This window comes from Pseudomonas sp. RIT-PI-AD, from assembly GCF_025642785.1.
In the GTDB taxonomy this organism is placed as follows: Bacteria; Pseudomonadota; Gammaproteobacteria; order Pseudomonadales; family Pseudomonadaceae; genus Pseudomonas_T.
In genome coordinates, this window is the sequence record NZ_JANZKU010000027.1 from 1 (window position 1) to 26,407 (window position 26,407).

Annotated in this window: 27 protein-coding genes and 2 riboswitches; of the genes, 15 read left to right on the plus strand and 12 right to left on the minus strand. The window is 68.5% G+C overall.

Going from position 1 to position 26,407, the window contains the following annotated elements; all coding sequences use genetic code 11:
- Positions 1 to 703, plus strand: a 703-nt coding sequence (locus tag OGL92_RS22175) for an RHS repeat-associated core domain-containing protein (protein WP_276584041.1), incomplete at its 5' end; no start/stop codon positions are given.
- Between the two features lie 413 nt (positions 704 to 1,116).
- Here the strand turns inward: OGL92_RS22175 and OGL92_RS22245 are convergent.
- The 6 genes from OGL92_RS22245 to OGL92_RS18850 form a co-directional block, all read right to left on the minus strand.
- Positions 1,117 to 1,473, minus strand: a complete 357-nt coding sequence (locus OGL92_RS22245; RefSeq protein ID WP_263146548.1) for a transposase — start codon at positions 1,471 to 1,473, stop codon at positions 1,117 to 1,119.
- A gap of 418 nt (positions 1,474 to 1,891) precedes the next feature.
- Positions 1,892 to 2,563, minus strand: coding sequence for an OmpW family outer membrane protein (locus tag OGL92_RS18830; RefSeq protein WP_263146551.1), 672 nt, complete (start codon positions 2,561 to 2,563; stop codon positions 1,892 to 1,894).
- A gap of 135 nt (positions 2,564 to 2,698) precedes the next feature.
- The gene (locus OGL92_RS18835) at positions 2,699 to 3,223 is read right to left on the minus strand and encodes a DUF3299 domain-containing protein (RefSeq protein WP_263146553.1); all 525 of its coding nucleotides are present in this window, start codon (positions 3,221 to 3,223) and stop codon (positions 2,699 to 2,701) included.
- A 14-nt stretch (positions 3,224 to 3,237) separates the two neighbouring features.
- Entirely contained in the window at positions 3,238 to 4,500 is a 1,263-nt protein-coding gene (locus OGL92_RS18840) for an ABC transporter permease (RefSeq protein WP_263146556.1), read from the minus strand.
- 1 nt (position 4,501) lies between these two features.
- Positions 4,502 to 5,206, minus strand: coding sequence for an ABC transporter ATP-binding protein (locus tag OGL92_RS18845; RefSeq protein WP_263146557.1), 705 nt, complete (start codon positions 5,204 to 5,206; stop codon positions 4,502 to 4,504).
- A gap of 73 nt (positions 5,207 to 5,279) precedes the next feature.
- Complete coding sequence (locus OGL92_RS18850; protein ID WP_263146559.1) at positions 5,280 to 5,852, minus strand: DUF2796 domain-containing protein; 573 nt, start codon at positions 5,850 to 5,852, stop codon at positions 5,280 to 5,282.
- A gap of 121 nt (positions 5,853 to 5,973) precedes the next feature.
- Between OGL92_RS18850 and OGL92_RS18855 the strand changes: the two genes are divergently transcribed.
- Positions 5,974 to 6,318 (plus strand): hypothetical protein, encoded by a 345-nt coding sequence (locus OGL92_RS18855; protein ID WP_263146561.1) that lies wholly within the window; start codon positions 5,974 to 5,976, stop codon positions 6,316 to 6,318.
- Positions 6,319 to 6,563: 245 nt separating this feature from the next.
- Here the strand turns inward: OGL92_RS18855 and trxA are convergent, their stop codons facing one another.
- From trxA to OGL92_RS18870, 3 genes are all read right to left on the minus strand, one after another.
- On the minus strand, positions 6,564 to 7,436 hold the full coding sequence (trxA, locus tag OGL92_RS18860; protein ID WP_263146564.1) for a thioredoxin: 873 nt from the start codon (positions 7,434 to 7,436) through the stop codon (positions 6,564 to 6,566).
- 96 nt (positions 7,437 to 7,532) lie between these two features.
- A complete protein-coding gene (locus tag OGL92_RS18865) occupies positions 7,533 to 8,201 on the minus strand; it encodes a 50S ribosomal protein L11 methyltransferase (protein WP_263146567.1) in 669 nt (222 codons plus the stop codon).
- Complete coding sequence (locus OGL92_RS18870) at positions 8,198 to 8,635, minus strand: YbaY family lipoprotein (protein WP_263146569.1); 438 nt, start codon at positions 8,633 to 8,635, stop codon at positions 8,198 to 8,200. Before OGL92_RS18870 ends, OGL92_RS18865 begins: the two co-directional genes overlap by 4 nt.
- A gap of 116 nt (positions 8,636 to 8,751) precedes the next feature.
- Between OGL92_RS18870 and nrdR the strand changes: the two genes are divergently transcribed.
- The 13 genes from nrdR (at position 8,752) to OGL92_RS18935 (ending at position 18,575) form a co-directional block, all read left to right on the plus strand.
- A complete protein-coding gene (gene nrdR, locus OGL92_RS18875; RefSeq protein WP_263146571.1) occupies positions 8,752 to 9,216 on the plus strand; it encodes a transcriptional regulator NrdR in 465 nt (154 codons plus the stop codon).
- A complete protein-coding gene (ribD, locus tag OGL92_RS18880; RefSeq protein ID WP_263146574.1) occupies positions 9,213 to 10,328 on the plus strand; it encodes a bifunctional diaminohydroxyphosphoribosylaminopyrimidine deaminase/5-amino-6-(5-phosphoribosylamino)uracil reductase RibD in 1,116 nt (371 codons plus the stop codon). The genes nrdR and ribD overlap by 4 nt, the downstream gene beginning before the upstream one ends.
- A 202-nt stretch (positions 10,329 to 10,530) precedes the next feature.
- Positions 10,531 to 10,685: riboswitch (FMN riboswitch) on the plus strand.
- 192 nt (positions 10,686 to 10,877) lie between these two features.
- A complete protein-coding gene (locus OGL92_RS18885) occupies positions 10,878 to 11,540 on the plus strand; it encodes a riboflavin synthase (protein ID WP_263146577.1) in 663 nt (220 codons plus the stop codon).
- 14 nt (positions 11,541 to 11,554) lie between these two features.
- Positions 11,555 to 12,643 carry a bifunctional 3,4-dihydroxy-2-butanone-4-phosphate synthase/GTP cyclohydrolase II gene (ribBA, locus tag OGL92_RS18890; protein WP_263146579.1) on the plus strand — a complete coding sequence of 363 codons (1,089 nt, stop codon included), beginning with the start codon at positions 11,555 to 11,557 and terminating at the stop codon, positions 12,641 to 12,643.
- A gap of 60 nt (positions 12,644 to 12,703) precedes the next feature.
- Positions 12,704 to 13,180, plus strand: a complete 477-nt coding sequence (gene ribE, locus OGL92_RS18895) for a 6,7-dimethyl-8-ribityllumazine synthase (protein ID WP_263146581.1) — start codon at positions 12,704 to 12,706, stop codon at positions 13,178 to 13,180.
- A 14-nt stretch (positions 13,181 to 13,194) separates the two neighbouring features.
- Complete coding sequence (nusB, locus tag OGL92_RS18900; protein ID WP_263146679.1) at positions 13,195 to 13,665, plus strand: transcription antitermination factor NusB; 471 nt, start codon at positions 13,195 to 13,197, stop codon at positions 13,663 to 13,665.
- Positions 13,666 to 13,685: 20 nt separating this feature from the next.
- Complete coding sequence (gene thiL / locus OGL92_RS18905; RefSeq protein WP_263146583.1) at positions 13,686 to 14,654, plus strand: thiamine-phosphate kinase; 969 nt, start codon at positions 13,686 to 13,688, stop codon at positions 14,652 to 14,654.
- Positions 14,647 to 15,162, plus strand: a complete 516-nt coding sequence (locus OGL92_RS18910; protein ID WP_263146584.1) for a phosphatidylglycerophosphatase A — start codon at positions 14,647 to 14,649, stop codon at positions 15,160 to 15,162. Before thiL ends, OGL92_RS18910 begins: the two co-directional genes overlap by 8 nt.
- 13 nt (positions 15,163 to 15,175) lie before the next feature.
- Positions 15,176 to 15,928 carry a transporter substrate-binding domain-containing protein gene (locus OGL92_RS18915; RefSeq protein WP_263146587.1) on the plus strand — a complete coding sequence of 251 codons (753 nt, stop codon included), beginning with the start codon at positions 15,176 to 15,178 and terminating at the stop codon, positions 15,926 to 15,928.
- The gene (locus OGL92_RS18920; RefSeq protein ID WP_263146590.1) at positions 15,915 to 16,571 is read left to right on the plus strand and encodes a TIGR02281 family clan AA aspartic protease; all 657 of its coding nucleotides are present in this window, start codon (positions 15,915 to 15,917) and stop codon (positions 16,569 to 16,571) included. The genes OGL92_RS18915 and OGL92_RS18920 overlap by 14 nt, the downstream gene beginning before the upstream one ends.
- A 164-nt stretch (positions 16,572 to 16,735) precedes the next feature.
- Entirely contained in the window at positions 16,736 to 17,353 is a 618-nt protein-coding gene (gene ribA, locus OGL92_RS18925) for a GTP cyclohydrolase II (protein ID WP_263146592.1), read from the plus strand.
- A complete protein-coding gene (locus tag OGL92_RS18930) occupies positions 17,350 to 17,769 on the plus strand; it encodes an MFS transporter (protein ID WP_263146594.1) in 420 nt (139 codons plus the stop codon). Before ribA ends, OGL92_RS18930 begins: the two co-directional genes overlap by 4 nt.
- Positions 17,769 to 18,575: a cobalamin-binding protein gene (locus tag OGL92_RS18935; RefSeq protein ID WP_263146596.1), complete on the plus strand. Its 807-nt coding sequence runs from the start codon at positions 17,769 to 17,771 to the stop codon at positions 18,573 to 18,575. Before OGL92_RS18930 ends, OGL92_RS18935 begins: the two co-directional genes overlap by 1 nt.
- A gap of 138 nt (positions 18,576 to 18,713) precedes the next feature.
- Here OGL92_RS18935 and OGL92_RS18940 read toward each other — a convergent pair whose 3' ends face one another.
- The 3 genes from OGL92_RS18940 to OGL92_RS18950 form a co-directional block, all read right to left on the minus strand.
- Complete coding sequence (locus tag OGL92_RS18940; protein ID WP_263146599.1) at positions 18,714 to 20,594, minus strand: TonB-dependent receptor; 1,881 nt, start codon at positions 20,592 to 20,594, stop codon at positions 18,714 to 18,716.
- Between the two features lie 103 nt (positions 20,595 to 20,697).
- A riboswitch (cobalamin riboswitch) is annotated at positions 20,698 to 20,928 on the minus strand.
- A 136-nt stretch (positions 20,929 to 21,064) separates the two neighbouring features.
- Entirely contained in the window at positions 21,065 to 22,960 is a 1,896-nt protein-coding gene (gene dxs / locus OGL92_RS18945; protein WP_263146601.1) for a 1-deoxy-D-xylulose-5-phosphate synthase, read from the minus strand.
- A gap of 121 nt (positions 22,961 to 23,081) precedes the next feature.
- Entirely contained in the window at positions 23,082 to 26,363 is a 3,282-nt protein-coding gene (locus tag OGL92_RS18950; RefSeq protein WP_263146604.1) for a carboxyl transferase domain-containing protein, read from the minus strand.
- Between the last annotated feature and the right edge of the window lie 44 nt (positions 26,364 to 26,407).

Here is a 26,407-nt window from a genome sequence, read left to right on the forward strand (position 1 = left end):
GCTGCGCCTGAGCGACGACCAGGGCCACCTGCTCTGGCGCGCCACCCCGGACGACTGGGCCGCCGTGCGCGATCAACAAGGCGACACCGACCAGCCGATCCGCTTCCAGGGCCAGTACCATGACGAAGAAAGCGGCCTGTACTACAACCGCTACCGCTACTACGCCCCCGACCTGGGCCGCTACGTGAGCCAGGATCCGATCGGGTTGTTGGGGGGGATGAATGGGTATGGATATGTCGAAGAACAACCCTCATTAGGCTTTGACCCCTTAGGCCTAGAAGTCGCTGTTACTATCTGGCAACCGGTAGGGTGGGGCGAATCATCATTCGGACATGTATCCACTAATATAAATGGAACTACCTATTCCTTTGGGCCTGCGGGAATGAAGATTATTCCAACAGAAACCTATGTAGATATGAATTCCTTCCGCGAAGGGCAGGCCGTCATACTAGATATCAGTAAAGAGCAAGAGGTGAATTTGCAACAATGCCTTTCCAATTCCAGGAGAAAATATAATTTTCTAGATAATAATTGTGGTACTCCCATACAGGAGTGCCTAAGTAACATCGGAATTGAAACTCAAAAGCAAATAATGCCAGTATCCTTAGGAAACAAGCTTATTGACATGGGTATAGCAAAGAGCTATCGAAACTATGCCGCTACTAAACCTTCTAATGGCAGTAGCGCTCCATGGGCACATTAAGGAAAATATCTTTAGCGGTACTTACAGTTCTCGTCTTGCTCGGACTTGCATATGCCACGGGTCGATTACTCTCATCCGTCCAAAACGGCTACAGCTGGGAGGAAATGGACTGGGAACAAAAAGGTTATACGAGTTTTGATGATTTCTGGCGTGCGAGTGAAGTTGGCAAGCGCACTGCCATATCTAAGGGGAGAAAATGCTTCGATTATTTTTCATATAAAGACGGCATTACCATAAAAATGGTATGCCCTACTAATCAGTAGCCAATCGTGAGTTATGTATGACTTCACGCAGAAAAAAGACTGGTATAACCCTATAGGGCACCTCTAAAACCGCCCCCTGGAGCAATTACCGACCCCGTGCGCTACTGCGCACGGGTAAGTCTGGCCGAGGTGACTCGGCATCGGCCCGGATCAGGCCATTTCCAGCGGGCTCGTCATTCGTTTCAGGTTGTATACCGCTGACTTGAACGTCAGGCCAAACTCTGCCCGTGCCAGACCGATACCTCTGATCGCCTTGCCCCCCATCTGCGCCAAGCTGGCGAAGATATGTTCGACCCTCGCTCTGGGGCTGGCTATTCGCCGATTACGCGCTTGGTCGCGTACTCCAATCGGCTTGCCAGCCTTCCCCTCGCGCTGGATATGCGGCCGCCAGCCAATCGGCTTGAGCCAGCGCTCACAAGGGCGATCGTGATAACCCCGATCGGCCCAGACATCACGGCTGCTGTTGTGCCGATCCAGCACATCCACGAGATGCAGGGTATCAGCCACGCTGGTGTCACTGACCTTTACCTGTGGCGGATCAGCTTGTGCCGCCGGTCGACGCTGACCGAGAGTTTGTAGCCGAAATAAGACTTGCCATGCTTCTTCGTCCAGCGCGCCTGGACATCCTTTTGCCGACGCTTGACCGACGACACTCGACAGAAACCGCTTGGGCTTTGACCAATGCCTGCTCCTCAGAACGGTTGTGCTGGGTCGGTGCGCGGACGATGCTGGCGTCGATGATCTGCCCCTCGCGTGTGCTGAAGCCATACAGTTGAAGCTGGCGTTGCACTTCGTTAAAGATCAGGTGCTCAACCTTGGCTTTGACCAGCCGCTCACGGAAATTCCAGACCGTGTTGCGGTCCGGAACCCGTGCCGAGGTTTCCCCCGGTTAACCTTCGCGCCGGCCTGGCCGGCGCGTGCCGCATCAGAACTTGTAGCCGATGCCGACCATGTAGACCCAGGGGTCCACGTCCACGTCGACCTTGACCTTGCCCACGCCGTCCAGGTTGGTGGTGGCCTTGGTGTCGATGTCCATGTACCAGACGGCGGCGTTGAGCATCAGGTGGTCGGTCAGCATGTAGTCCATGCCGGCTTCCAGGGCCAGACCCCAGGAGTCGTCGAGGTCGAGGTTGCTGAAGCCTTGTTCTTTACGCTGGCCGGTGAGTTTCTCGTCGAAGAACACGGTGTAGTTCAGACCGGCGCCGACATAGGGCTGGAATGCCGAGTGCGGGTCCAGCGGGAAGTACTGCAGGTTCAGGGTCGGCGGCAGGTGCTTGATATCGGCCAGTTTGCCGTCGAGCGCGCCCAGGCCTTTCACGCCCACTTCATGCTTGAAGGGGGTCGCGGCGATCAGTTCGATACCCAGGTTATCGGTGAGCATGTAGGTGCCGGTCAGGCCGAGTTGGGTGTCGCTGTCGAGGGTGGCCTTGGTGCCGCCCACTTTGGAGCCGGCGATGGACAGCTTGGAGCTGTCTTCGTGCGGGTCGACGGTGGCGGCGCCGGCACGAATGATGACGTCGCCGGCCTGGTGCGCGTGCGCCAGCGGCGAGGCGATGGCCAGTGCAAGCAGGGAGGCGGTGAAAAGAGACTTACGCATGATGGGCTCCATCAGGTTATGAGCTGTGTTGGCTGAGTCCAATGTTAGGGGCCGTGACGCCGCCGGTCTTGATCCAGCTCAATGGATGGATGCGTGGCGGGCCCATCGAGTGAACGATTGGCCCTTGCCGTGGACTCAGTCGGGTATTTCGTACGGGTAAATGCGAGTGGCGCGCATCCGGTAGCCGGCATCCGCCAGTTCGCTCCGGGCGGCCTCTACCTTCAGCGCACCCTCGACCCAGAACGGCTGATACAGCGCATCGAGGGCGATGCCTTCGGCGCTTTCAACATAGACGATCTGGTTCGAAGGTGGCGGCGGAACGTGAATGCAGGCGCCGAAGTAAGGAACGAGGAGGAAGGACGTCGCTTTACCGGCTTCGCTGACCTCCAGGGGCACCACGTAGCCCGGTAGCTTGACGCCCAGACCGTCCAGCGCCTGCACCACCGGGGCATCCGGCTGGCGCTGCACGGCGGCCGGGCCGCTTTCGGCGGCGAGTGCATCGGCCAGTTGCGACAGGTCGTGCAGCGGCGCTTGCGCCTCGGGCCGCGAAGGCGTACCCGCCGGGATCAGCTCGTCCCAGGACAATTCCCGTAGCTCCGCCGAATGACAGGGCAGCGCGAGGGCCAGCGACAGGCACAGGGCCCACCCTTTCCCTTTCATCTTCGAGGACCGGTTCATAGGCGGATCGACAGGCCGTCCAGCAGCGACTGCCGGTAGGCGCGCCAGGCGGGTACGCAGCCCATCGCCAGCGCCGCGGTGAGGATGCCGCCGAGCAGGGTCCACTCGTAGGCGCTGGGGGCGTCCAGCGGCAGGTACAGGCCGTAGGCCGACTGCACGTAGCCTTGGCCGGCGGCGATCCCCAGGTACAGCAGGGCAACCCCGAGGGCGGCGCCCGCCAACGCCAGCGCCAGGGCCTCGAAGATCAACAGGCAGGCGACCTGCCAGGGGCGCGCGCCCACCGAGCGCAGGATCGCCATTTCCCGGCGCCGTTCGTTGAGGCTGGTGAGAATCGCCGTGAGCATGCCGATCAGCCCGGTCAGGACGACGAACAGGGACACCACGAACAGGGCTTTTTCCGCCGTTCCCATCAGGCTCCAGAGCTCTTGCAGGGCCACGCCGGGGAGGATCGCCAGCAAGGGCTCGCCGCGGTATTCGTTGATTTCCCGTTGCAGGGCGAAGGTCGCGACCTTGTTGTCCAGGCCCAGCAGCATCGCGGTGATCGCCTGGGGTTCGAGGTTCATCGTTCGCGCCTGCTCGGCGCTCACCTTGTCGGCCCCCCGCGCGGGCATGCCGTTGCGCCAATCGACATGCAGGGCCTCCATGCCTGCCAGGGAGATGTGCAGGGTGCGGTCCACCGGGGTGCCGGTGCGGGCAAGGATACCGACGACCCTGAAGGGCTTGTCGTCGTGCTTGGTCAGGCTGACCTGGCTCACCCCGTGGGCCAGCACGATGCGGTCGCCCAGTTCGTAGTGCAGGGCCTCGGCCACCTCGGCGCCGAGCACCACGTCGAACAGGTCGGCGAAGGCCGCGCCCTGGGCCAGTTGCAGCGCTCGCCCGCGGCCGTAGCGATAGTGCTCGAAATAACCGGAGTCGGTGCCCAGCACCCGGTAGCCGCGATGGGAATCGCCCAGGGACAGCGGCACGGCCCAGGCGACCTTGGGGTGATGGGCGAAGCGCTCGAAGCTGTCCCAGCGGATGTTGTTGGTGGCGTTACCGATGCGGAACACCGAGTACAGCAGCAGATTCACCGACCCCGAACGGGCACCGACGACCAAGTCGGTGCCGCTGATGGTGCTGGCGAAGCTGCTGCGCGCCTCGGTGCGGATGCGTTCCACGGCCAGCAGCAGGCACACCGACAGGGCGATGGCGAACACCGTGAGCAGGGCGGTGAAGCGGCGATTGTTCAGGCTGGCCAGGGCCAGGCGCATCAAGTACATGTCAGCGCTCCATGGGTTGGCTGGCGCGGTTGAGATCGCTCAGGGACAGGTCGCGGTCGAACAGCCCCGCCAGGCTGCGGTCGTGGCTGACGAACAGCAGGCTGGCGCCGGCCTCGCGGCATTCGGCGAACAACAGGCGCAGGAAGGCTTCGCGGGTGTCGGCGTCGAGCGCGGAGGTGGGTTCGTCGGCGATCACCAGTTCGGGTTGGCCGATCAAGGCTCGGGCGGCGGCGACCCGCTGCTGCTGGCCGATGGACAAGCTGTCCGCGCGTCGCTCCAGCATCCCCTCGGGTAGGCCCAGGTGGGTCAGCAAGGCCTCGGCGGCCCGGGCGACCCCGCCGTGGCGCTGGCTGGCCCGCGTGCGCCTGAGCCGGGAAAAGCGGCAGGGCAGCTCGACGTTCTCCCGCACCGACAGGAACGGCAGCAGGTTGAATTGCTGGAAGATGTAGCCGGTGTGCTCGACGCGGAAGCGGTCGCGCGCCCCGGCGGACAGGCTGCCCAGGTCTTCGCCGAGCAGGCGGACGCGACCGCGTCCGGGCGTCTGCACGCCACCGAGCAGGCCGAGCAGGGTGGTCTTGCCGCTGCCGCTAGGCCCCTTCAGAAACAGGGTTTCACCCGGGGCCAGTTGGAAGTGTGGAATGTCCAGCAACTCCGGCTGGCCTGGCCAGGCGAAGCCGAGGTCGGTGAGTTCGAGCAATGCAGTCATGGCGAGTCCGGTAGACGCTGGCGCGGGGAGGGCCGGCGCCCGCAGGATCCGCCGGCGCAGGGCGGGGCGGGTGTCAGAAGCTCACTCTCGGCTGGGCCGGCGTGAGCTCGATGCCCTGTTGGCCCTTCGGCCCGATCAGTTGCACGTGAAGGCTGTGGGTCTCGGGGAAGCGCTTGAAGAATGCCGTCAGGTCCAGGCCGGAGAGCGCGTCGGGGCGGGCGCAGGCGAGGCTGTAGTCGGCGTCGATGTCATTGTGGACGTGGCCGGGGTGGGCTTCCTCGGCCGCCTCGTGCGCAGGGGCGGCCGGCGCGTCGCCGAACAGCGGGCTTTTCAGCGCATGGCTGGAGAGGGCGCAGTCGGCCGCTGGCGGAATGCCGAACAGTTCCAGCGGCCGCTCCAGTTGCGTGCGCGCCGCGGCCAGGGTGGCTTTGTCGATGTCGCTGGAAGCGGCGTGTTCGAAGCCGAGGATGTTCATCGCGGGCGTTTCCAGCTCGATGTCCAGGGTCTTGTCTTCCAGCGCCAGATTCAGCGCCGCCACGCCATGCTCGTGCTTGCCGAGGCTGCCGTGGGCGTCCTCGTCAGGGTCGTGGGCCTGTGCCGAGAGGGGCAGCAGCGCGAAGGGCAGAAGGAGCAGCAGGTGGCGCATGGGAATCTCCGGAAGGGCTGAATTGGTTTGTTATAGTATTACTATTGCGGCGGCTTGACCAGATCGCTTGGCGCTGTTCGGATGGCATGGGAGCATGGGTTCTTTTGGCGGGGAACGACCCATGCGCATTCACGGCACGATCGGCGGGTGGCCGGTGGACTTGACCCTGGAACTGGACGAACACGAGTGGGCGGCCCTGGCTCCCGGGCTGTCGGGGCCGCCGACGGCCGTCGAGGCGCCCGTCCGCCACGAGCCCGCCGCGACGCCACAGGAGGGTCTCTGGCAAGGCGCGCAGGACCTGTTGCGCGAGGCCGGCTCCATGGAAGGCCCGCAGTTGCTGGCTGACCTCGAGGCCCTGGCCGGCGGTGCGGCGGCCGGCAAGCGCCTGCTGGTGCGCTTGCGCCACAGTCCCCAGGTACGGCTGGAGGCTGGCGTCGATGCGCCGGTCTATCACTGGATCGGCTGAGCCCTCGGCGGATCAGCGGTTGCGGTCGCCCGGATTGGCGTTGACGGGCATCCGCCCATGGGCCGCCCAGGACGACCCCGCGTGCGGTGGAGGGCTCGCGACGAGCCGACGGCGGGTGCCTCGTTGCGGAGCGGCCGCGAACTACGAAAAAGAGGGATGACGGGCTACGCGGCCGCCCGGGCGAGGATGCCGGCCGATGTCCGGCCGTCGTCGCGCGGACAGGGCGCGGACGACGGCCGAGGCGATCAGTAGATCGCCTGGTACAGCTTGCGCCGGTAGGCCGTGACCAGCGGGTGGGCACTGCCCAGCAGGTCGAAGACTTGCAGCAGGGTCTTGTGGGGCAGGCCGCCGGCGTACTCGCGGTTGCGCACGAAGATCCGCAGCAGCGCTTCCAGGGCCGGCTCGTACTGCTGCCGGGCCAATTGCTGGACCGCCAGTTGGTAGGCCGCCTCGTCGTCCTCGGGGTTCTGCGCCAGGCGACTTTTCAGGGTGGCCACGTCCGGCAGGTCGCCGGCCTGGCGGAGGAAGGTCAGTTGCGCGCGTGCCCCGGCCAGCGCCTGCTTGTGTTCGTCGCCCTGGACCGCGTCCAGCACGCTCTCCGCTTCGCCCAACTGGCCCCGCTCGGCCAGGCAGCGCGCGTAAAGGATCAGCGCCGCGGCGTTCTGGTTGTCATCCTCCAGCACCTGCTTGAGCAAGGCCTCGGCTTCTCCGATGCGGCCCTCGGCGAACAGCGCCTGCGCGCGTTCCAGCAGGTCGGCCTCGGGCTCGGGCGGCAACTGCACGTGGGGCGCCAGCATCGCGCGGATCGCCGACTCGGGCTGGGCGCCGGCGAAGCCGTCGACCGGCTGGCCGTCCTTGAACAGCACCACGGTGGGCAGGCTGCGCACGCCGAAGCGCATCACGATGTCCTGTTCGATGTCGCAGTTCACCTTGGCCAGCAGCAGTTCGCCCTGGTACTCCTCGGTGATCTTCGCCAGTAACGGCATCAGGGCTTTGCAGGGCGCGCACCACTCGGCCCAGAAATCCACCAGCACCGGTTTGTGGAAGGAGTTCTCGATCACCAGTTGATCGAATTGGGCCGTGCCGGATACGTCGAAGAGGTAGGGGAGATCGCTCATGGGGTGTCTCGAAGAAAGGTCTCTAGGGAAGACGATGGGCCATAGGCTATAGGTTGCGAGGGCGGCATAAAAGCGTTGGCGATCTGGATCGGCGCCTCAGGCCGGGAGCGCCTCGCGTCGCGCGTGGTACAGGCTCACCGTACGGAATTCCGCCGGCTCGGCCAGATCCGGCCAGGTGCAGGCCTCCAGGCGATCCAGCCGGCGGTAGAGCGGGTGCTGGAAGTCGCGCACCCGCGAATCGGCCACCAGGGCCTGCCGGCCGCGGCTGAGGAAATGGTCCAGCAGGGGCAGGTTGGCGCGGTCGTAGAGCACGTCGGCCACCAGGATCAGGTCGAAGCGGTCGGCCTCGGCGAAGAAGTCGGCGGAGTAATCGAGGGTCACGCCGTTCAGCGCGGCGTTGGCCCGGCAGGCTTCGAGCGCCAGCGGGTCGAGGTCGCAGGCCACCACATGCGCCGCGCCGGCCTTGGCCGCGGCGATCGCCGCGACCCCGGAGCCGGCGCCGAAATCCAGGACACGTTTGCCACGCACCCACTCCGGACGCGCCGCCAGCCAGCGCGCCAGCACCAGGCCGCTGGCCCAGCAGAAACACCAGTAGGGCGGTTCGTCGAGGATGCGCCGGGTTTCGTCGGGGCTGAATTCGCGGTCCATGTTCGCCGCGTCGATCAGCCACAGCGCCAGGTCCGTGCCCGGCAGGGTTTCCGCGACCAAGCGGGCGTCGCCGAGCAGTTCGTCCAGCGCCGCCCGCAGGGGAGCGGGTGCGGTCAAGGCGCGGCGTCCAGTTGCAGTTCGCCGAGGCTCTGGTTCTGCGCCTGGCGGATGGTCCGCGGTTGCAGGTGCTGGATCAGCAATCCCGACTGATTGACCCGGGCGCGCAGCTCGACGCGGGCATCGGCGGGGAACACCTCGGGGTTGAAGGTCAGGGCGAAGGGCAGCGGCTGGCCGGTGCCGGCGAGGGTCAGGTTGCCCAGCAGGCGCTGCGGGCGGTCGCGTTCGTCGATCACCAGCAGCGCCAGTTCCACTTCGCTGCCCGCCGGCGGAGTGGCCAGGCTGCCGCTCAGGGTGCGCAGGTTGGCCGGGGTGGCGGGGGCCGGTGCGGTCGGTTTGCTCACTGCCGGGACGGACTTGGACGGCGGCGGCTCGTGCACGCAGGAGGCCAGCAGGAAGGACGATAACAGCAGGCAGAGCAGACGCATCGACATCGCAGGAAACCATCGCAAGGGGACCGGGTGCCGGCCTGTATACCGCAAAGCCCGTGGCTTGTCTTGCCGTCCCGATGCGCTACCATGGGCCCTCTTTTGCCTACCTGTCGACCCCCATGCACTGTCCTTTCTGCGGCGCCAACGACACCAAGGTGATCGACTCGCGTCTGGTCGCCGAAGGCGAGCAGGTGCGCCGCCGGCGCGAATGCCTCGCCTGCGAAGAACGCTTCACCACTTTCGAGACCGCCGAACTGGTCATGCCGCGCATGATCAAGCAGGACGGCAGCCGCCAGCCGTTCGACGAGCAGAAGCTGCGCGCCGGCATGCAGCGCGCCCTGGAAAAGCGGCCGGTGAGCGTCGAGCGCCTGGAAGAAGCCATCGCCCACATCAAGCACAAGCTGCGCGCCACCGGCGAGCGGGAGATCAAGTCGCTGGTGCTCGGCGAGCTGGTGATGGTCGAGTTGCAGAAGCTCGACGAAGTCGCCTACATCCGTTTCGCCTCGGTCTATCGGCGCTTCCAGGACCTCAATGAGTTCCGCGAGGAAATCGAACGACTGGCCCGCGAGCCGGCCAAGGAATGAGCGCGAGCGATCAGGCCTACATGGCGCGGGCCCTGGAGCTGGCGCGCAAGGGCCTCTATTCCACCCATCCCAACCCCCGTGTCGGCTGCGTGATCGCCGCCGCCGGCGAGATCGTCGGCGAAGGCTGGCACGCCCGCGCCGGCGAGCCCCACGCCGAGGTCTACGCGTTGCGCCAGGCCGGCGCCAAGGCCCGCGGCGCCACCGCCTACGTCACCCTCGAACCCTGCAGCCACCATGGCCGCACGCCGCCTTGCGCGGACGCCTTGGTGGCCGCGGGCGTCGCCCGGGTGGTCGCGGCGATGCAGGACCCCAACCCCCAGGTCGCCGGACGTGGCCTGTTGCGCCTGGCCCAGGCCGGCATCGCGGTGCACAGCGGTGTCCTCGAGGACGAAGCGCGGGCCCTGAACGCGGGTTTCGTCAAGCGCATGGAGCAGGGCCTGCCGTTCGTCCGGGTCAAGCTGGCGATGAGCCTGGACGGGCGCACCGCCATGGCCAGCGGCGAGAGCCAATGGATCACCGGCCCGGCGGCGCGCTCCGCGGTGCAGCGCCTGCGGGCCCGCGCCAGCCTGGTGCTCACCGGGGCGGACACGCTGCTGACGGACGACGCGCGCCTTACCGTGCGTCCCGACGAGCTGGGCCTGAACGCCGAGCTGACCGCCCTGTCGATGACCCGGCCGCCCTTGCGCCTGCTGGTCGACGGCCGCCTGCGGGTCCCGTTGAGCGCCGCCTTCTACCAGGCCGGTCCGGCCTGGGTGGCCACCTGCGCCGCCGCCTCGGCGCGGGATCGCTTCCAGCTGGAGGGCCACGAGCTGCTGGCGATGCCGGGCAGCAACGGTCACGTCGACCTGCGCAAGCTACTCGCCGAGCTGGCCGCGCGGGGCATCAACGAGGTGCTGGTGGAGGCCGGGCCGCGCCTCGCCGGGGCCTTCGCCCGCCTCGGCCTGGTGGACGAATACCAGGTGTTCGTCGCCGCCAAGTTCCTTGGCTCCAGCGCCCGCCCGCTGCTCGACCTGCCGCTGGCGCGGATGGCCGAGGCGCGTCCGCTGAAGATCGTCGACATCCGCGCGGTGGGCGACGACTGGCGCATCGTCGCGACGCCGGCGACCGCCTAGCCCCCTGGCGAACGGCTTGGCCTGCCCGCGACCTCACGCGCCTCAGGGCGAACGGTCACCGCGTTTCCAGCGAATCCGCCCGCGCGCGCCGGGCGATGCCGGGTCCTGGCACCGACGCGGCGACCTTCCTCGGGGCTTTTTAGCGCTTTCGGCCCGGCGTCCATCTGTGTTAAAAAACCGACCGGTCCTTTCACGGGACCGAAAACGTTCTCAGGGCGGGGTGGAATTCCCCACCGGCGGTAATGGCCTCCAGGCCTAGCCCGCGAGCGCTTGGTACGGCCGCACGCCGCCCAAGGTCAGCAGATCCGGTGTGATTCCGGAGCCGACGGTTAGAGTCCGGATGAAGAGAGAGCGGGATGCCGAGCCGGCCGCCTTTCGCGCGTCCGCGAAAAATCCCTTTCGATCAGTCGCCCTGTTTTTCCCGAAAACAGGAGTTTCCTACATGACACATTTCCCGATCCGGGCCGCCGCGCAGCGCACTCGCGCGCCGGTCGTCGATCGCTCCCGCCTGTCCCGTCCGCCGCGTGGCGCGGTCGCCGAGGAGGTCGCATGTTCACCGGCATAATCGAGGCCATCGGCAGCGTCCGCGCGCTGACGCCCAAGGGCGGCGACGTACGCCTCTACGTGCACACCGGCAAGCTCGACCTGGGCGACGTCAAGCTCGGCGACAGCATCGCGGTGAACGGCGTCTGCCTCACCGCGGTGGAATTGCCCGGCGACGGCTTCTGGGCCGATGTCAGCCGCGAGACGCTCAGCCACACCGCGCTGGCCGAGCTGAAGAGCGGCAGCCCGGTCAACCTGGAGAAGGCGCTGACGCCCAGCAGCCGCCTCGGCGGTCACCTGGTCAGCGGTCACGTCGACGGCGTCGGCGAGGTGCTGGCGCGGGAAGAAAACGCCCGCGCGGTGCAGTTCCGCATCCGCGCGCCGCGCGAGCTGGCCAAGTACATCGCGCTCAAGGGCTCGATCACCGTCGACGGCACCAGCCTGACGGTGAACGCGGTGAACGGCGCGGCGTTCGAGCTGACCATCGTCCCGCACACCCTCGCCGAAACCATCATGGCCGACTACCGCCCCGGACGCCGGGTGAACCTCGAAGTGGACCTGCTGGCCCGCTACCTGGAGCGCCTGCTGCTCGGCGACAAGGCCGCCGAGCCCGCTGCATCCACCCTCAGCGAAAGCTTCCTGGCCGAACACGGCTACCTGAAGAATTGAAGGAAACGCCAACCATGGCACTCAATACGATCGAAGAACTCGTCGAAGACATCCGCCTGGGCAAGATGGTCATCCTCATGGACGACGAGGACCGCGAGAACGAAGGCGACCTGATCATGGCCTCGGAATGCGTGCAGGCCGAGCACATCAACTTCATGGTCAAGTACGCCCGCGGCCTGGTCTGCATGCCGATGACCCGCGAGCGCTGCGAACTGCTCAAGCTGCCGCTGATGGCGCCGCGCAACGGGTCCGGCTTCGGCACCAAGTTCACCGTCTCCATCGAGGCCGCCGAGGGCGTCACCACCGGCATTTCCGCGGCCGACCGGGCGCGTACCGTCCAGGCTGCCGCGGCGAAGGGGGCCAAGGCCGATGACATCGTCAGCCCCGGGCACATCTTCCCGCTGATGGCGCAGCCGGGCGGCGTGCTGGCCCGCGCCGGGCATACCGAAGCGGCCTGCGACCTGGCCCGGATGGCGGGTTTCGAGCCGAGCGGGGTGATCTGCGAGGTGATGAACGACGACGGCAGCATGTCGCGCCGCGCCGAGCTGGAGGCCTTCGCCGAGCAGCACGGGATCAAGATCGGCACCATCGCCGACCTGATCCACTATCGGCTGATCCACGAGCGCACCGTGGAGCGCATCGCCGAGCAGCCGCTGGACAGCGAGGTCGGCCCCTTCACCCTGGTGAGCTACCGCGATTCGGTGGAAGGCGACGTGCACATGGCGCTGACCCTCGGCACCATCAGCCCGGAACAGCCGACCCTGGTGCGGGTTCACAACATGGACCCGCTGCGCGACCTGCTGATGGTCCGCCAGCCCGGACGCTGGAGCCTGCGCGCGGCGATGGTCGAGGTGGCCAAGGCGGGCAGCGGCGTGGTGCTGCTGCTCGGGCATTCGCTGGACGGCAACGAGGTGCTGGCGCACCTGCGCGACGCCGGCGGCTGCGCGCCGAAGACGCCGAGCACCTACAGCACCGTGGGGGCCGGCTCGCAGATCCTGCGCGACCTCGGCGTGCGCAAGATGCGCCTGATGAGCTCGCCGATGAAGTTCAACGCGATATCCGGTTTCGACCTGGAGGTTGTAGAATACCTGCCCGCTGACTGATCCGCAGGGCGCCGCTTTCCGAACGGCGCCCTCGTTCTTTAAAGACACGAGAGTTCGTCCATGACCCTGAAGACCATCGAAGGTACCTTCATCGCCCCCCAAGGCCGTTTCGCCCTGGTGGTCGGCCGCTTCAACAGCTTCGTCGTCGAAAGCCTGGTGAGCGGCGCCGTCGACGCCCTGGTGCGCCACGGTGTGAGCGAAAGCGACATCACCCTGATCCGCGCGCCGGGTGCCTTCGAGATTCCCCTGGTGACCCAGAAAGTCGCCCAGCGCGGCGAATACGCCGCCATCATCGCCCTCGGCGCGGTCATCCGCGGCGGCACCCCGCACTTCGAATACGTCGCCGGCGAATGCACCAAAGGCCTGGCCCAGGTGTCCATGGAGTTCGGCATCCCCGTCGCCTTCGGTGTACTGACCGTCGACTCCATCGAGCAGGCGATCGAACGTTCCGGCACCAAGGCTGGCAACAAGGGCGCCGAAGCCGCGCTTTCCGCTCTGGAAATGGTCAGCCTGCTGGCGGCCTTGGAGGCCAAGTGAGCTTCAACAGCGATATCGATCACCCCGAGGAGCCCGCCGCCAAACCCAAGGGCAAGACCGCGGCGCGCCGCGCTGCCCGCAGCCTGGCGATGCAGGCGCTGTATCAATGGCAACTGGCCGGTCACTCGCTCAACGAGATCGAAGCGCAATTCCGCGTCGACAACGATTTCTCCAGCGTCGACGGCGCCTACTTCCGCGAAATCCTCCACGGCGTGGCGACCCAGAAGACCGAGCTGGACGAGGCCATCGCGCCCTGCCTGGACCGCCCGCTGGACGAGCTCGATCCGGTCGAGCTGTCGATCCTGCGGCTGTCCACCTTCGAACTGCGCAGCCGGGTCGACGTGCCCTACCGCGTGGTGATCAACGAAGGTATCGAGCTGGCCAAGGTCTTCGGCGCCACCGACGGGCACAAGTTCGTCAATGGCGTGCTGGACAAGCTGGCGCCCACCCTGCGGGCCGCCGAAGTCCGCGCCGGCCGCCGCTGACGGCGACAGGAGGGGCGGAGATGACCGAGTTCGAGCTGATCCGCCGTTTCTTCGCCGAATCCCCCAGCGCGCGCCCGGCCCCGGGCGTCGCGCGCGGCATCGGCGACGATTGCGCGCTGCTGGCGCTGCCGGCCGGCGAGCAACTGGCGGTGTCCACCGACACCCTGGTCGCCGGCGTGCATTTCCCCTCGGCCTGCGACGGCTTCCTGCTCGGCCAGCGCGCCCTGGCGGTTGCCGCCAGCGATCTCGCCGCGATGGGCGCCGCGCCCCTCGGCTTCACCCTGGCGCTGACCCTGCCGGACGTCGATCCGGCCTGGCTGGAGGCCTTCGCCCACGGGCTCGACCGCATGGCCTCGGCGTGCGGCCTGGCGCTGGTCGGCGGCGACACCACCCGCGGGCCCCTGAGTCTAACCCTTTCCGTCTTCGGTCGCGTACCGACGGGCCAGGCCCTCTGCCGGGACGGCGCCGTCGCCGGCGACCTGCTCTGCGTCGGCGGCTCCCTGGGCGACGCCGCCGGTGCCTTGCCGCTGGTGCTGGGCGAACGCCAGGCCGACGCGCAGATCGCCGAGGCGCTGCTGGCGCGCTACTGGACACCGCAGCCGCAGTTAGCCCTGGGCCAGGCGCTGCGCGGTCGGGCCAGCGCGGCGCTGGACGTCTCCGACGGCCTGCTGGCCGACTGCGGCCACATCGCCAGCGCCTCGCGCCAGGCGCTGTACATCGAACTGGAACGCCTGCCGTTGTCCGCGCCCTTGCTGGCCTTCGCCGGCGTCGAGGGCGCGCGTCGCTGCGCCCTGGCCGGCGGCGACGATTACCGGCTGGCGTTCACCTTACCGCCGGCGCACTGGCCGGCACTGCAGGCGGCCTGGCCGGATCTGCGGGTCATCGGCCGCGTGGCCGCGGGCAACGGGGTCCATCTCCTGGATGCCGAAGGCCGCGAGCATGCGGTCCCGGTTCATGGCTACCAACACTTTGGGCATTCCCGTGACTGATCGTCCCGATTCAAATCCCGCCGGGCACGCACCGCCGTCGGTATGGCGTGATCCCTGGCATTTCCTCGCCTTCGGGTTCGGCTCCGGCACCCTGCCGAAGGCGCCGGGCACCTGGGGCTCGCTGGTGGCGCTGCCCTTCGTGCCGTTGTGGCAGATGCTGCCGGACTGGGGCTACTGGCTGATGCTGGGGTTGACCATGCTGTTCGGCTTCTGGCTGTGCGGGAAGGTCGCCGAAGACCTGGGCGTGCACGACCATGAAGGCATCGTCTGGGACGAGATGGTCGGCATGTGGATCACCCTCTGGCTGGTGCCGGAAGGCTGGCAATGGCTGGCGGTGGGTTTCCTGGTGTTCCGGGTGATGGATATCCTCAAGCCCTGGCCGATCCGCTGGATCGATCGCCACGTGCATGGCGGCGTGGGCATCATGCTCGACGACGTGCTGGCCGCCGTGTTCGCCTGGTTGATCATGCAGGGCATCGTCCGGGTCACGGCGATTTTCTGGTCCTGAGCGGGAGGCGAGCATGCGCGCCTGGGTACTCTGTCTGCTGACACTCTGGCTGTTGCCGCTCCAGGCCGCGGAGCGCTTGCCCGAACGGGTACGCCTGGTCAGCGACGAATGGCCGGGGTACGCCGAACGCGACGGCAGCGGCCTGGCCTGGGAGATCATGCGGCTGGTCTTCGAGCCCGCCGGCATGCGCATCGACCACCGCACCGAGCCCTATACCCGCGGCGTCGGCCTAGTACAGCGCGGCGAGGCCGATGGCTGGCTGGGCTCCTACCGCGGCGAAGGCTTCGAGAAGGTCATCTATCCGCAGCGGACCTACGGGATCGACCCGGTCGCCGCCCTCGGCCTGGCGAGCGCCCCGGCGCCGGACCTGAGCGCGTTGAAGCGCTATCGGTTGGCCTGGATGCGCGGCTACGGCTACCAACGCTACCTGCCGGATGTCGGCGGCTACCAGGAAGTCCAGCGGCGCGTGGGCATCCTCGAGATGCTCGAGCGCGGCCGCGCCGACTACTACATCGACGCCCGTCCCGAGATACTCGACATGCTGGCGAAAAGCCCGGAGCCGCAGCGCTACCGCATCACCGACCTGCGCGGGATCCCGCTCTATCCGGGGTTCGCCGATACCGGGCTCGGCCGCGCGCTGGCCGCCCTTTACGACCGGCGCATGGAGGCGATCCTCGCCGACGGCAGCTTGCGCGCCTTGTATGCCCGCTGGAACCAGCCCTACCTCATCGATACCTATTCGGAGCAAACCGATGCATCCCATTGAGCGGCTCGCCGCCGGTCTCTGCCTGCTGCTCAGCCTGAGCGGCTCCCTGTGCGCCGCCCCCCAGGTCCAGGTGGTCGGCCTGTTTCCCAACGCCGCGGTGCTCAACGTCGATGGCGTGCGCAAGCTGGTGAAAGTCGGCCAGGTCGGGCCGGGCGGGGTCCAGGTGGTCAGCGCCGACAGCCACGGCGCGATATTGCGGGTGGGCGGCACCGAGCAGCGCTATGAAATGACCCGCGAGTACAACCAGGCCGGCGGCGCCGCGCCGCTGCGGGCCCAGGTGAGCATCGCCAAGGGCGTCGGCGGGCATTTCTGGGTGGCCGGCTCGATCCAGTCGCAGCCGGTGCAGTTCCTGGTGGACACCGGCGCCACTTCGGTGGCGATGAACGAATCGCAGGCCCGGCGCCTGGGCATCGATTACCGGGTGAATGGCCGGCCGATGATGGTCAGCACCGCCAGCGGCACCGCCAAGGCCTGGCAGATCAGCCTCAACAGCGTGAAGATCGGTGCTATCGAGGTCCTGGGCGTGGACGCCGTGGTGCTGCAGGGCGACTCGCCCACCGAGGTGCTGCTGGGCATGAGTTACCTCAACCGGGTGCGCTGGCGCGAGGAGCAGGGCGCTCTGCTGTTGGAGTCGAAAATCTGAGCGACGGTATCCACCGCCGCTGACCGCGGATCGAAGCCCGGGGCGTCGCGCCCATCGATGTTTTCGATCCTTGACCCCGGAAATTCGCGCTGACCGGCTGCGGAACCCTGCTGCTACAATGCCGGCCTCGCGAATTTCCCGTTTATTGCAGGAGTGCCTCTCCGGTGTCCGTCGTGTTCGTCGCCGCTTCCCAACTGCCGACCCCGTTCGGCGTGTTCACCATGCATGGCTTCCTCGATGAGGAGACCGGCAAGGAGCATGTGGCGCTGACCCTCGGCCGCGTCGACGACGGTGCGCCGGTGCTGGGTCGCCTGCACTCCGAATGCCTCACCGGCGATGCCCTGTTCAGCCTGCGCTGCGACTGCGGTTTCCAACTGGAGGCGGCCCTGCGCGCGATCGCCGACGAAGGCCGTGGCGTGCTGCTCTATCTGCGCCAGGAGGGGCGTGGCATCGGCCTGCTGAACAAGATCCGTGCCTATGAGTTGCAGGACGGCGGCGCCGATACCGTGGAGGCCAACGAGCGCCTGGGCTTCGGCGCCGACCAGCGCGACTACGCGATCTGCCTGCCGATGCTGCGGCACCTGGGCATCGCCTCGATCAAGCTGATGACCAACAACCCGCGCAAGGTCAACGCCCTGGAAGGCTTCGGCATCCGCGTGGCCGAGCGCCGGCCGTTGCAGATCGATCACAACCCGCATAACCAAAAGTACCTGGCGACCAAGGCCGGCAAGCTCGGCCACATGCTCGGTCAGCGGCACCAGGGCGAGGTGGAACCGCAGTGACGCGCAGCCAGGTCCGCCGCCGCCTCGCCCTCGAATGGTGGCGGCAATTGGCGCTGACCCTGGCGCCGCTGCTGGTGCTCACCCTGTCGTTCGGCGCCACGCGCGGCAACGTCGAGGTGTTGCAGATGCCGCTGTTCATCGCCGGCGCCGCCTCGATGTTCGTCAGCCTGCCGCTGTTCGGCGCCTACAAGCGCGCCCTGGTGGCCACCCAGCAGGCCCTCGACAGCGACGCCGAGCCAGCGGCCTGGATCGAACTGGCGCAGCGCCGGCGCATCGCCTTCCTCGGCGCCGGCCTGCCGGCCTGGATCGCCGCCGCGGCCTCGCTCACCGGTCTCAACGCGGTGGCGCTGGTGCTGCTGGCGCTGAGCAGCATCGTATTGCTCTACCTCTATCGCATTCCCCGTCAACTGGGCTGATGCGCGCGCTGCTCGCTGCCCTGGCGCTCGCGTTCTGCCTCGCGACGCCGCCGGCCTGGGCCGGGTTGCGGGTGGTCAGCCTGGCGCCTTCGCTATCGGAAATCATGCTTGATCTGCAGGCCGGCGACCTGCTGGTCGGGGTGCTCGACGGCGGTGAGCGGCCCGAGGCGCTGCGCGAGCTGCCGTCGGTGGGCCGGTACGGACACCTGGAGATGGAGCGCCTGCTGGCGTTGAAGCCGGACCTGATCCTGCTCTGGCCGAGCAGCGTGCCGGCGGCGCAGCGCGAGCAGTTGGCGCGCTTCGGGATTCCCACCTACGTCGCCGAGCCCCACGACCTGGCGCAACTGGCCGGGCAGTTCGCCGAGATCGGCGAGCGCATCGGCCGTGCCGCGCGCGGCCGGGAACTGGCGGCGCAAGCCACGGAGCGCCTGGCGGACATGGCCCGGCGTTACCGTCGCGACACGCCCCTGCGGGTCTTCTACCAGGTCTGGAACCGGCCGCTGTACACCGTCGGCGGGCGCCAGATCATCAGCGACGCCCTGCGCCTGTGCGGCGCGCGCAACCTGTTCGAGGATCTCGACCTGCCGGCGCCCCAGGTCAGCCTGGAGGCGGTGCTGGCGCGCGAGCCCCAGGTCATCGTCGCCGGCAGCCATGCCGAGCTGGATCTCTGGCAGGACTGGCCGCAGCTCGAGGCGGTGCGCCTGGGCCACCTGCTGACGGTCCCGGACAAGGGCCTGGAACGTCCCAGTTGGCAGATGCTGGAGGCCACCCACCGGCTCTGCGAGGCGCTGGCGCCGATCCGCTAGGGCGGCGCCTGTATCCTCTTCCCGGGCGTCGGCCAACGGCCCGTCGGCCGCCGCAACGCCCGCCCCGAATCGGCGGGGCGGGCCAGCGCTTCCCGCCTCGCCGACGTCACCGAGGACTCCGCGCACCGGCCTCCAGCCTTACAGCGTCGGCGTCCAGGTCACGGCCAGGGTGGCGCTGCGGCCTTCCGTGCGGTAGTCGTGGTTGGCGCCTTCGTAGCTGTACAGCGCGCGGCTGTAGGTTCTGTCCAGCAGGTTGTCCAGCTTCAGGTCCAGCTTCACTTCGCGGCTGGCTTGCCAGCCGCCGCGCAGGCCGAGCAATCCGTAGCCGCCGATGCGCTGGCGGTTGTCGGCGTCGTTGAAGCTGGAGCTCACCGCTTGCCAGCTGCCCCCCAGCGACAGGCTGCCGAAGCTGCGATCCAGGTCCAGGCTGAGGGTGCGCCGCGCGCGGCGGTTGAGGGTACGCCCGGTGTCGTGGTCGCGCGGGTCGACGAAGGCCACGCCCAGTTCGCCCTGCCAGCCGAACAGGTCCTGTTGCAGCGAGGCCTCGAAGCCATGGATGCGCGCCTCGCCGATGTTCTGCGGGATGTAGCGGGCGTCGCTGGCGATGGCGTCCTCGATCTGCGTGCGATACACCGAGGCCTCCAGGCGGGTGCTGTCGCCCAGGCGGCTGCGCCATTGCGCCTCGTAGCTCTTGGAGTGTTCGGGGCGCAGGTCGGGGTTGCCGTAGCCGGGGTAGTAGAGGTCGTTGAAGGTCGGCGCGCGGAAGCCTTCGGCGTAGGAGAAGATCAGGTCGTTGTCATCGTTCAGCGGCAGGGTCAGGGCGCCGCTCCAGGTGTTCTCGCTGCCGAACTGCTGGTTCTTGTCGTGGCGCAGGCCGATCTCGGTGGAGAACCCCTCGCCCTGGTAACGGTGCTGGACGAACAGCGCCTGGTTCCAGCGCGAGTCCTCGCCGAAGACGGTGCTGCTGTTGAGCCGGTCCTCGTACCAGTCGGCGCCGAGCAACAGGCTCTGGCGCTCGGTCAGGCTCAGGGTGTTGAGCCAGCCCAGGGAGTCGCGGTAGGTGTTGAACACGTCGTGGCCGGGGCTGAGCTTGTCGCGGCTCTTCTCGCGGTTCTCGCTGTGGCCGATCTCCACGCGGCTGTTCCAGGCCTCGGCCAGTTGCGCGTCCAGGTAGCCGGACAGGCTGCTCAGGTCGAAATCGCTGTAGGGCTGCTGGCCGAGAGAGTTGTAGGTGACCGGGTCGAAGCGACCGAAGGGGTTGTCGTACTCGCTGCGGCCGTGCTGGTCGAGGAGGTTGAGCCCGGCTTCGAGGCGCTCGTCGAAGCGGTGGCTGAGGCTCAGGCTGACCGCCTTGTTGCGGTAGGCGTCGTGGTCGGCGTCGGACGCGAACGAGGGGCCGGTGCGGTCGATGCCGTTGGTCTCGTCGAGGCTGCCGGCCAGGCTGAAGCGGGTCTGCGCGTCGCCCCCGGAGAGCCCGGCGCTGCGCTGCCAGCTGTCGCGGCTGCCGTAGGCCAGCTTCGCCCAGGGGCGCAGGCCCTCGGCGTCGCCGCGGCGGGTGAAGATCTGGATGACGCCGCCGATGGCGTCGGCGCCGTAGATCGCCGAGCGGCTGCCGCGCAGCACCTCGACCCGCTCGATCTGGTCGATGTTCAGGTGCTGCAGGTTGCTGTCGCCGGAGCTGGCCGAGCCGATGCGCATGCCATCCACCAGCACCAGGGTCTGCGCCGACTTGGTGCCGCGCAGGTAGACGCTGGTCTGGCTGCCGAGCCCGCCGGTCTGCACCGTCTGTACGCCCGGCACGCGGTTGAGCAGGTCGGCCACGCTGCGCGGTTGCAGGCGTTCGATGTCGGCGCGGGTGAACACGCTGCTGGCCGCCGTGCTGGCGCTGCGCGGCTGCGCCTCGCGGTTGGCGCTGATCAGCGTGTCGGAGAGCTTCAGCGCGTCGTCCTGGGGCGGCGCGGCGAAAGCCACGGCGTCGGGCAGCAGCACGACGGCGAGGGCGAGACGGGACAGTTTCATCGATGAATCCTCAAAAGTACGGAACGCTTTTGAGGAGGGCAGGGACAAGCGCCGGCCCGCCGCGAGCGACGGTGCGACGCTTGACGGTGATGCCCTCCGCAACACCAGTCGGATTCCGCCAGGCCGGTCTCCGGGCTCTCGACCGTCGGGCTTGCGCCCGTCACCCGCCCCCGCCTTCCCGGACGAACCAGTGGCGAGTGGGGGGAGTGCGACCCGGGGGGCCGCGGTCGATCACCGTTGCGGGGGCAGCGCCGGGATTGCTCGCAGGAGCGCACCGGCTTCCCGTTTAACGCCGTCCACGAGGGGAGGGCGCACCTTGGCGAAGCAAACGCCGCGCACCTTAATGCGCGGGCGGCGGCGGGCGCAAGCCCGGGTGCCGGGCAGGGGTTCGCGGGAGGGGCGGCGGTAAGGAGGGCGCCGAGGCGGCGCGGGGTTCCGCGGCGGGCCTGCGCCCGTCGCGGACGCCGGGCTCAGGCCGAGCGTTGCGCCAGGCGCGCGCGCACCGAGGCCTCGATGCCGGCGGCGTCGAGCCTGCATTCGCTGAGCATCTGCGCCGGCTTGGCATGCTCGACGTAGCTGTCCGGCAGGCCCAGATTGAGGATCGGCGCCAGGCGGTTTTCCCGGGCGAGGAACTCGTTCACCGCGGAACCGGCGCCGCCCATCACGGCGTTTTCCTCGAGGGTCACCAGCAGGCCGTGGCTGTCGGCCAGCTCGCGCAGCAGGGCTTCGTCCAGGGGTTTGACGAAGCGCATGTCGACCACCGTGGCGTCCAGCGCCTCGCCCACCTTGAGCGCCTCGCCGAGCAGCACGCCGAACACCAGCAGGGCGGTGTCGCGGCCCTGGCGGCGTACCTGGGCCTTGCCGATCTCCAGGGGTTCCAGGGTGGTTTCCAGGGGCGCGTCCGGGCCGTTGCCGCGCGGGTAGCGCACCGCCGCCGGGCCGGCGTAGCGGAAGCCGGTGCTGAGCAGGCGGCGCAGCTCGTTGCCGTCGCTGGGCGCCATCACCAGCATGCCGGGGATGCAGCGCAGGTAGGACAGGTCGAAGCTGCCGGCGTGGGTCGGTCCGTCTTCGCCCACCAGGCCGGCGCGGTCGATGGCGAACAGCACGTCGAGGTGCTGCACCGCGACGTCGTGGATCAACTGGTCGTAGGCCCGTTGCAGGAACGTGGAATAGATCGCCACCACCGGCTTGGCGCCGTCGCAGGCGAGGCCGGCGGCCAGGGTGACGGCGTGCTGCTCGGCGATGGCAACGTCGAAGTAGCGCGCCGGGAAGCGCTCGGCGAAGGCCACCAGGTCGGAGCCTTCCTTCATCGCCGGGGTGATCCCGACGAGGCGCTCGTCCTGCTCGGCCATGTCGCACAGCCATTGGCCGAAGACGCTGGAGTACTTGGGCCCGCTGGCTTTCTTCGGTGCCGCCGGGGCGTTCAGCGGTTCGAGCTTGGTGATCGCGTGGTAGCCGATGGGATCGGCTTCGGCGGGGGCGAAGCCCTTGCCCTTCTTGGTCACCACGTGGAGGAATTGCGGGCCCTCCAGGTCGCGCATGTTGCGCAGGGTGGTGATCAGGGTCGGCAGGTCGTGGCCGTCGATGGGGCCGATGTAGTTCCAGCCCAGTTCCTCGAACAGGGTGCCGGGCACCAGCATGCCCTTGGCGTGCTCTTCGGTCTTGCGGGCGATTTCCCAGGCGCCCGGCAGGCGCGAGAGCACCTTCTTGCTGCCTTCGCGCATGCTCGCGTAGGTGCGGCTGGAGAGAATCTTCGCCAGGTAGTTGGAGAGGCCGCCGACGTTGTGGGAGATCGACATGTCGTTGTCGTTGAGCACCACCAGCATGTTGGCGCGCACGTCGGACGCGTGGTTCAGCGCCTCGAAGGCCATGCCCGCGGTCAGCGCGCCGTCGCCGATCACCGCCACCGCCTTGCGCGTGCTGTTCTGCATGCGCGCGGCGATGGCCATGCCCAGGGCGGCGCTGATCGAGGTGCTGGAGTGGCCGACGCCGAAGGTATCGTATTCGCTCTCGCTGCGCCGCGGGAACGCCGCCAGGCCGCCCTTCTGGCGCAGGCTGTCCATGCGCTCGCGGCGACCGGTGAGGATCTTGTGCGGATAGGCCTGGTGGCCGACGTCCCACACCAGGCGGTCGTCCGGGGTATCGAAGACGTAGTGCAGGGCGATGGTCAGTTCGACCACGCCGAGGCCGGCGCCGAAATGGCCACCCGTTCGCCCGACCGTGTAGAGCAGGTATTGGCGCAGCTCGTCGGCCAGGGTTTCCAGCTCCGCTTCGCCCAGGTGCCGCAGCGCGTCCGGTGTCGCGGCGCGGTCCAGCAGGGGCGTCAGGGGGCGCTCGCGGGGAATCTCTTGGAACGTCGTGGGCATCGGGCGAATCGTTATAGGTAAAAAAGAGCCGCAGTTTACCCGATCGCGACCCGATGCTTGAAGGTGCATGCGGTTCGCGGCGGTCGGTCGCGCCACGATCGCCGCCGTTCGCGGCCTCCGCCTACCAGGTGTCGACGAACGGCCGCTTGCGCCCGGTCCGTGGCGGCTGCACCGGTGTGGCGTCGAGGCCGCGGCGCAGCCAGTCGCGGGTATCGGTCGGGTCGATCACCGCGTCGATCTCCAGGAAACTGGCCATGTTGATCGCCTTGCCGTTTTCGTAGGCCTTGGCCACCATCCGCTCGAACAGCGCCTGGCGCTCTTGGGGGTCGGCCACAGCCTCCAGTTCCTTGGCATAGCCCAGGCGAACCGCGCCTTCCAGGCCCATGGCGCCGAACTCGGCGCTGGGCCAGGCGACGGTGAACAGCGGCGAATGGAAGCTGCCGGCGGCCATGGCCTGGGCGCCCAGGCCGTAACCCTTGCGCAGCACCAGGGTGAACACCGGCACGCTGAGGCTGGCGGCGGTGACGAACATCCGCGCCACGTGGCGCACCGTGCCCTGTTTCTCGGCTTCCGGGCCGACCATGAAGCCGGGCGTGTCGCACAGCGACAGCAGCGGCAGGTCGAAGGCGTCGCACAACTGCATGAAGCGCGCGGCCTTGTCCCCGGCCGCCGCATCGATGGCGCCGCCCAGGTGCTGCGGGTCATTGGCCAGCACGCCGAAGGCGCGCCCCTCGATGCGGATCAGCGCGGTGACCAGGCCCGGCGCGAAGCCACGGCGCAGCTCCAGCAGCGAGTCGCAGTCGGCGAGGGTCTCGATCACCTCGCGGATCGCGTAGACCCGCAGGCGATTCTCCGGGATCAGGTGCCGCAGGCGGCGTTGGTCGGCGCAGCGCCAGTCCGCCAGCGGACCCTGGAAGTAGCTCAGGTAGCGCTGGGCGAGGCGCACCGCGTCGGCGTCGTCGCGGGCCAGCAGGTCGATCACGCCGTTGCCGCTGTGCACCGCCACCGGGCCGACCTCCTCGGCACTGTAGCGGCCCAGGCCGCCGCCCTCGATCATCGCCGGACCGGCCATGCCCAGGGTCGCCTCCGGGGTGGCGATGATGGTGTCGCAGCAACCGAGCAAGGCCGCGTTGCCGGCGAAGCAGCGCCCGGACAGCACGCCCACCAGCGGCACCAGCCCGGAGAGCCGCGCCATGCCGACGAAGGTGTGACAGTCCAGCCCGGCGACGCCGACGAAATCGCTGTCGCCGGGGCGCCCACCGCCGCCCTCGGCGAACAGCACCAGCGGTATCCGCCATTGTTCGGCCAAGTGCAGCAGGCGGTCGGTCTTCTTGTGGTTCATCACCCCCTGGGTGCCGGCGAAGACCGTGTAGTCGTAGGCCAGCACCATGCAGCGCGCCTCGCGCGCGCCGAACAGCGCGGCATTCACCGTGCCCAGCCCGGCCACCAGGCCATCGGCCGGGCTCTGCCGGATCAACTCCTCCAGGGAGCGCCGGCGCCGTTGCGCGGCCAGGGCGAGGGCGCCGTATTCGATGAAGCTGTCCGCGTCGAGCAGCTCGGCGAGGTTCTCGCGCACGCTGCGGCGCCCGCTGGCATGGCGCCGCGCCAGCGCTTCCGGGCGCTGCGCGTCGAGGGTCCAGGCCTGGCGTTCGAACAGTTCCGCCAGGTCGGCGCGTATCCGCTCCAGGTCCACGGCTTCCTCGTCGCGGGCGAGCTGCGCTTGCACCTCCCCCGGTTCGATGAACAGCAGGGCGTCGCTCTCGTTGAGCGCCGCCCCGGGCGCCACCGCGAAACCGCGCACCACGCCGCTGTGGGTGGCCTTGACCAAGGATTCCATCTTCATCGCTTCGAGCACGGCGACGGCCTGGCCGACCGCCACCGTCGCGCCCTCGGCCACCTCGAAGCTCACCAGCAGGCCGCCGCCCGGCGTCGTCTGCACCAGGCAGCCCGGCGGCGCGACGCGCCGTTCCGGCCCCCGCGCGAGCGGAGAGGCTTCGTCCGCCAGGGCGTGCAGGCAGGGACGTTCGGCCTCCGCCCGCAAGTGCGCCAGGTGCCGCTCGACGAAGCGCGTGTCGACCTCGTAGCGCTGCACCTCGGCCCGTTGCAACAGGTTGCGCAGCAGGCCGAGGTTGCTCGCCACGCCCTCCAGGCGGAATTCGCAGAGCCCGCGATAGGCGCGGCGCAGGGCGGTCGGATAGTCCGCGCCCTGGGCGATCAGCTTGGCCAGCAGGGCATCGTAGGCGGGGCTCACCGGGTAGCCGCTGTAGCCGTAGCCATCGACCCGCAGCCCCGGCCCGCTGGGCGGCTCGTAGCGCGCCAGGGTGCCGCTGGCGGGGTGGGCGTTGCCTTCGGCGTCCAGCCGTTCCAGGTTGATCCGCACCTGCACCGCATACCCCTGGGGCGCAGGTGCCTGGCTCAGGCCGAGCTCGGCGAGCCGGGCGCCGGCGGCCAGACGCAGTTGGGTGTGCAGCAGGTCGACGCCGGTCACCTGCTCGGTGACGGTGTGCTCCACTTGGATGCGTGGGTTGGCCTCCATGAAATAGAAGCGCTCCGGCCGCTCGGCGTCGAGGAGGAATTCGAAGGTGCCCAGGCCCTGGTAGCGCACCGCGGCGGCCATGCCCAGCGCGGCGGCGATCATCCGCTCGCGGGTCGCCGCCGGCAGGTTCGGGCTGGGCGCCACCTCGAGGATTTTCTGGTGGCGTCGTTGCAGGCTGCACTCGCGTTCCCCCAGGTGGCCGACCTGGCCGTCGGCATCGCCGAGCACTTGGATTTCCACGTGTCGCGCGTTGCGCAGCAGCCGTTCCACGTAAAGGCCGTCCTGACCGAACGCCGCCCGCGCCTCGGCCTGGCAGCGGGCGTAGGCCTCGGCCAGGTGCGCCTCCTCGAACACCTCGCGCATGCCGCGCCCGCCGCCGCCGGCGAGGGCCTTGAGCATCACCGCGGCGCCTTCGCCGAGGCCACGGAGGAAGTCGTGGGCTTCCGCCAGGCTCACCGCGCGGTCGATGCCCTCCAGCAGCGGCACGCCCTGGCTGCGCGCCAGCTCGCGGGCGCGGGCCTTGTCGCCGAGGCGTTCCAGCACGTCCGGCGAGGGGCCGACGAAACACAGCCCGGCCTCGCCGCAGCGCCGCGCGAAGGCGGCGTTCTCGGCGAGGAAGCCGTAGCCCGGATGCAGCGCGTCGCAACCTTCGGCGAGGGCGATGGCGATCAGCCGCTCGCCGTCCAGGTAGGCCGGCACGCCGCGCCCGTCCAGCGCCACGGCCCGGTCGGCATGCCGCAGGTGCAGCGAGGCGGCATCGTCCTCGGCGTACACCGCGACGCTGCGGATACCCGCCTCGGCGGCGGCTCGGGCGATACGGATGGCGATCTCGCCACGGTTGGCGATCAGCAGGGCGGAAAAGGGCATCGCGGGCTCCGGTCTTGTCGTTGTGCGGCCATCTTAGGCCCTGG

What these genes read in the sequence shown, in the direction of transcription:
- OGL92_RS18830 (WP_263146551.1), bottom strand. Translation starts at nt 2,563, where the DNA reads ATGCGTAAGTCTCTTTTCACCGCCTCCCTGCTTGCACTGGCCATCGCC.
- OGL92_RS18835 (WP_263146553.1), bottom strand. Translation starts at nt 3,223, where the DNA reads ATGAAAGGGAAAGGGTGGGCCCTGTGCCTGTCGCTGGCCCTCGCGCTG.
- OGL92_RS18840 (WP_263146556.1), bottom strand. Translation starts at nt 4,500, where the DNA reads ATGTACTTGATGCGCCTGGCCCTGGCCAGCCTGAACAATCGCCGCTTC.
- OGL92_RS18845 (WP_263146557.1), bottom strand. Translation starts at nt 5,206, where the DNA reads ATGACTGCATTGCTCGAACTCACCGACCTCGGCTTCGCCTGGCCAGGC.
- OGL92_RS18850 (WP_263146559.1), bottom strand. Translation starts at nt 5,852, where the DNA reads ATGCGCCACCTGCTGCTCCTTCTGCCCTTCGCGCTGCTGCCCCTCTCG.
- OGL92_RS18855 (WP_263146561.1), top strand. Translation starts at nt 5,974, where the DNA reads ATGCGCATTCACGGCACGATCGGCGGGTGGCCGGTGGACTTGACCCTG.
- trxA (WP_263146564.1), bottom strand. Translation starts at nt 7,436, where the DNA reads ATGAGCGATCTCCCCTACCTCTTCGACGTATCCGGCACGGCCCAATTC.
- OGL92_RS18870 (WP_263146569.1), bottom strand. Translation starts at nt 8,635, where the DNA reads ATGTCGATGCGTCTGCTCTGCCTGCTGTTATCGTCCTTCCTGCTGGCC.
- nrdR (WP_263146571.1), top strand. Translation starts at nt 8,752, where the DNA reads ATGCACTGTCCTTTCTGCGGCGCCAACGACACCAAGGTGATCGACTCG.
- ribD (WP_263146574.1), top strand. Translation starts at nt 9,213, where the DNA reads ATGAGCGCGAGCGATCAGGCCTACATGGCGCGGGCCCTGGAGCTGGCG.
- OGL92_RS18885 (WP_263146577.1), top strand. Translation starts at nt 10,878, where the DNA reads ATGTTCACCGGCATAATCGAGGCCATCGGCAGCGTCCGCGCGCTGACG.
- ribBA (WP_263146579.1), top strand. Translation starts at nt 11,555, where the DNA reads ATGGCACTCAATACGATCGAAGAACTCGTCGAAGACATCCGCCTGGGC.
- ribE (WP_263146581.1), top strand. Translation starts at nt 12,704, where the DNA reads ATGACCCTGAAGACCATCGAAGGTACCTTCATCGCCCCCCAAGGCCGT.
- thiL (WP_263146583.1), top strand. Translation starts at nt 13,686, where the DNA reads ATGACCGAGTTCGAGCTGATCCGCCGTTTCTTCGCCGAATCCCCCAGC.
- OGL92_RS18915 (WP_263146587.1), top strand. Translation starts at nt 15,176, where the DNA reads ATGCGCGCCTGGGTACTCTGTCTGCTGACACTCTGGCTGTTGCCGCTC.
- OGL92_RS18920 (WP_263146590.1), top strand. Translation starts at nt 15,915, where the DNA reads ATGCATCCCATTGAGCGGCTCGCCGCCGGTCTCTGCCTGCTGCTCAGC.
- OGL92_RS18935 (WP_263146596.1), top strand. Translation starts at nt 17,769, where the DNA reads ATGCGCGCGCTGCTCGCTGCCCTGGCGCTCGCGTTCTGCCTCGCGACG.
- OGL92_RS18940 (WP_263146599.1), bottom strand. Translation starts at nt 20,594, where the DNA reads ATGAAACTGTCCCGTCTCGCCCTCGCCGTCGTGCTGCTGCCCGACGCC.
- dxs (WP_263146601.1), bottom strand. Translation starts at nt 22,960, where the DNA reads ATGCCCACGACGTTCCAAGAGATTCCCCGCGAGCGCCCCCTGACGCCC.
- OGL92_RS18950 (WP_263146604.1), bottom strand. Translation starts at nt 26,363, where the DNA reads ATGCCCTTTTCCGCCCTGCTGATCGCCAACCGTGGCGAGATCGCCATC.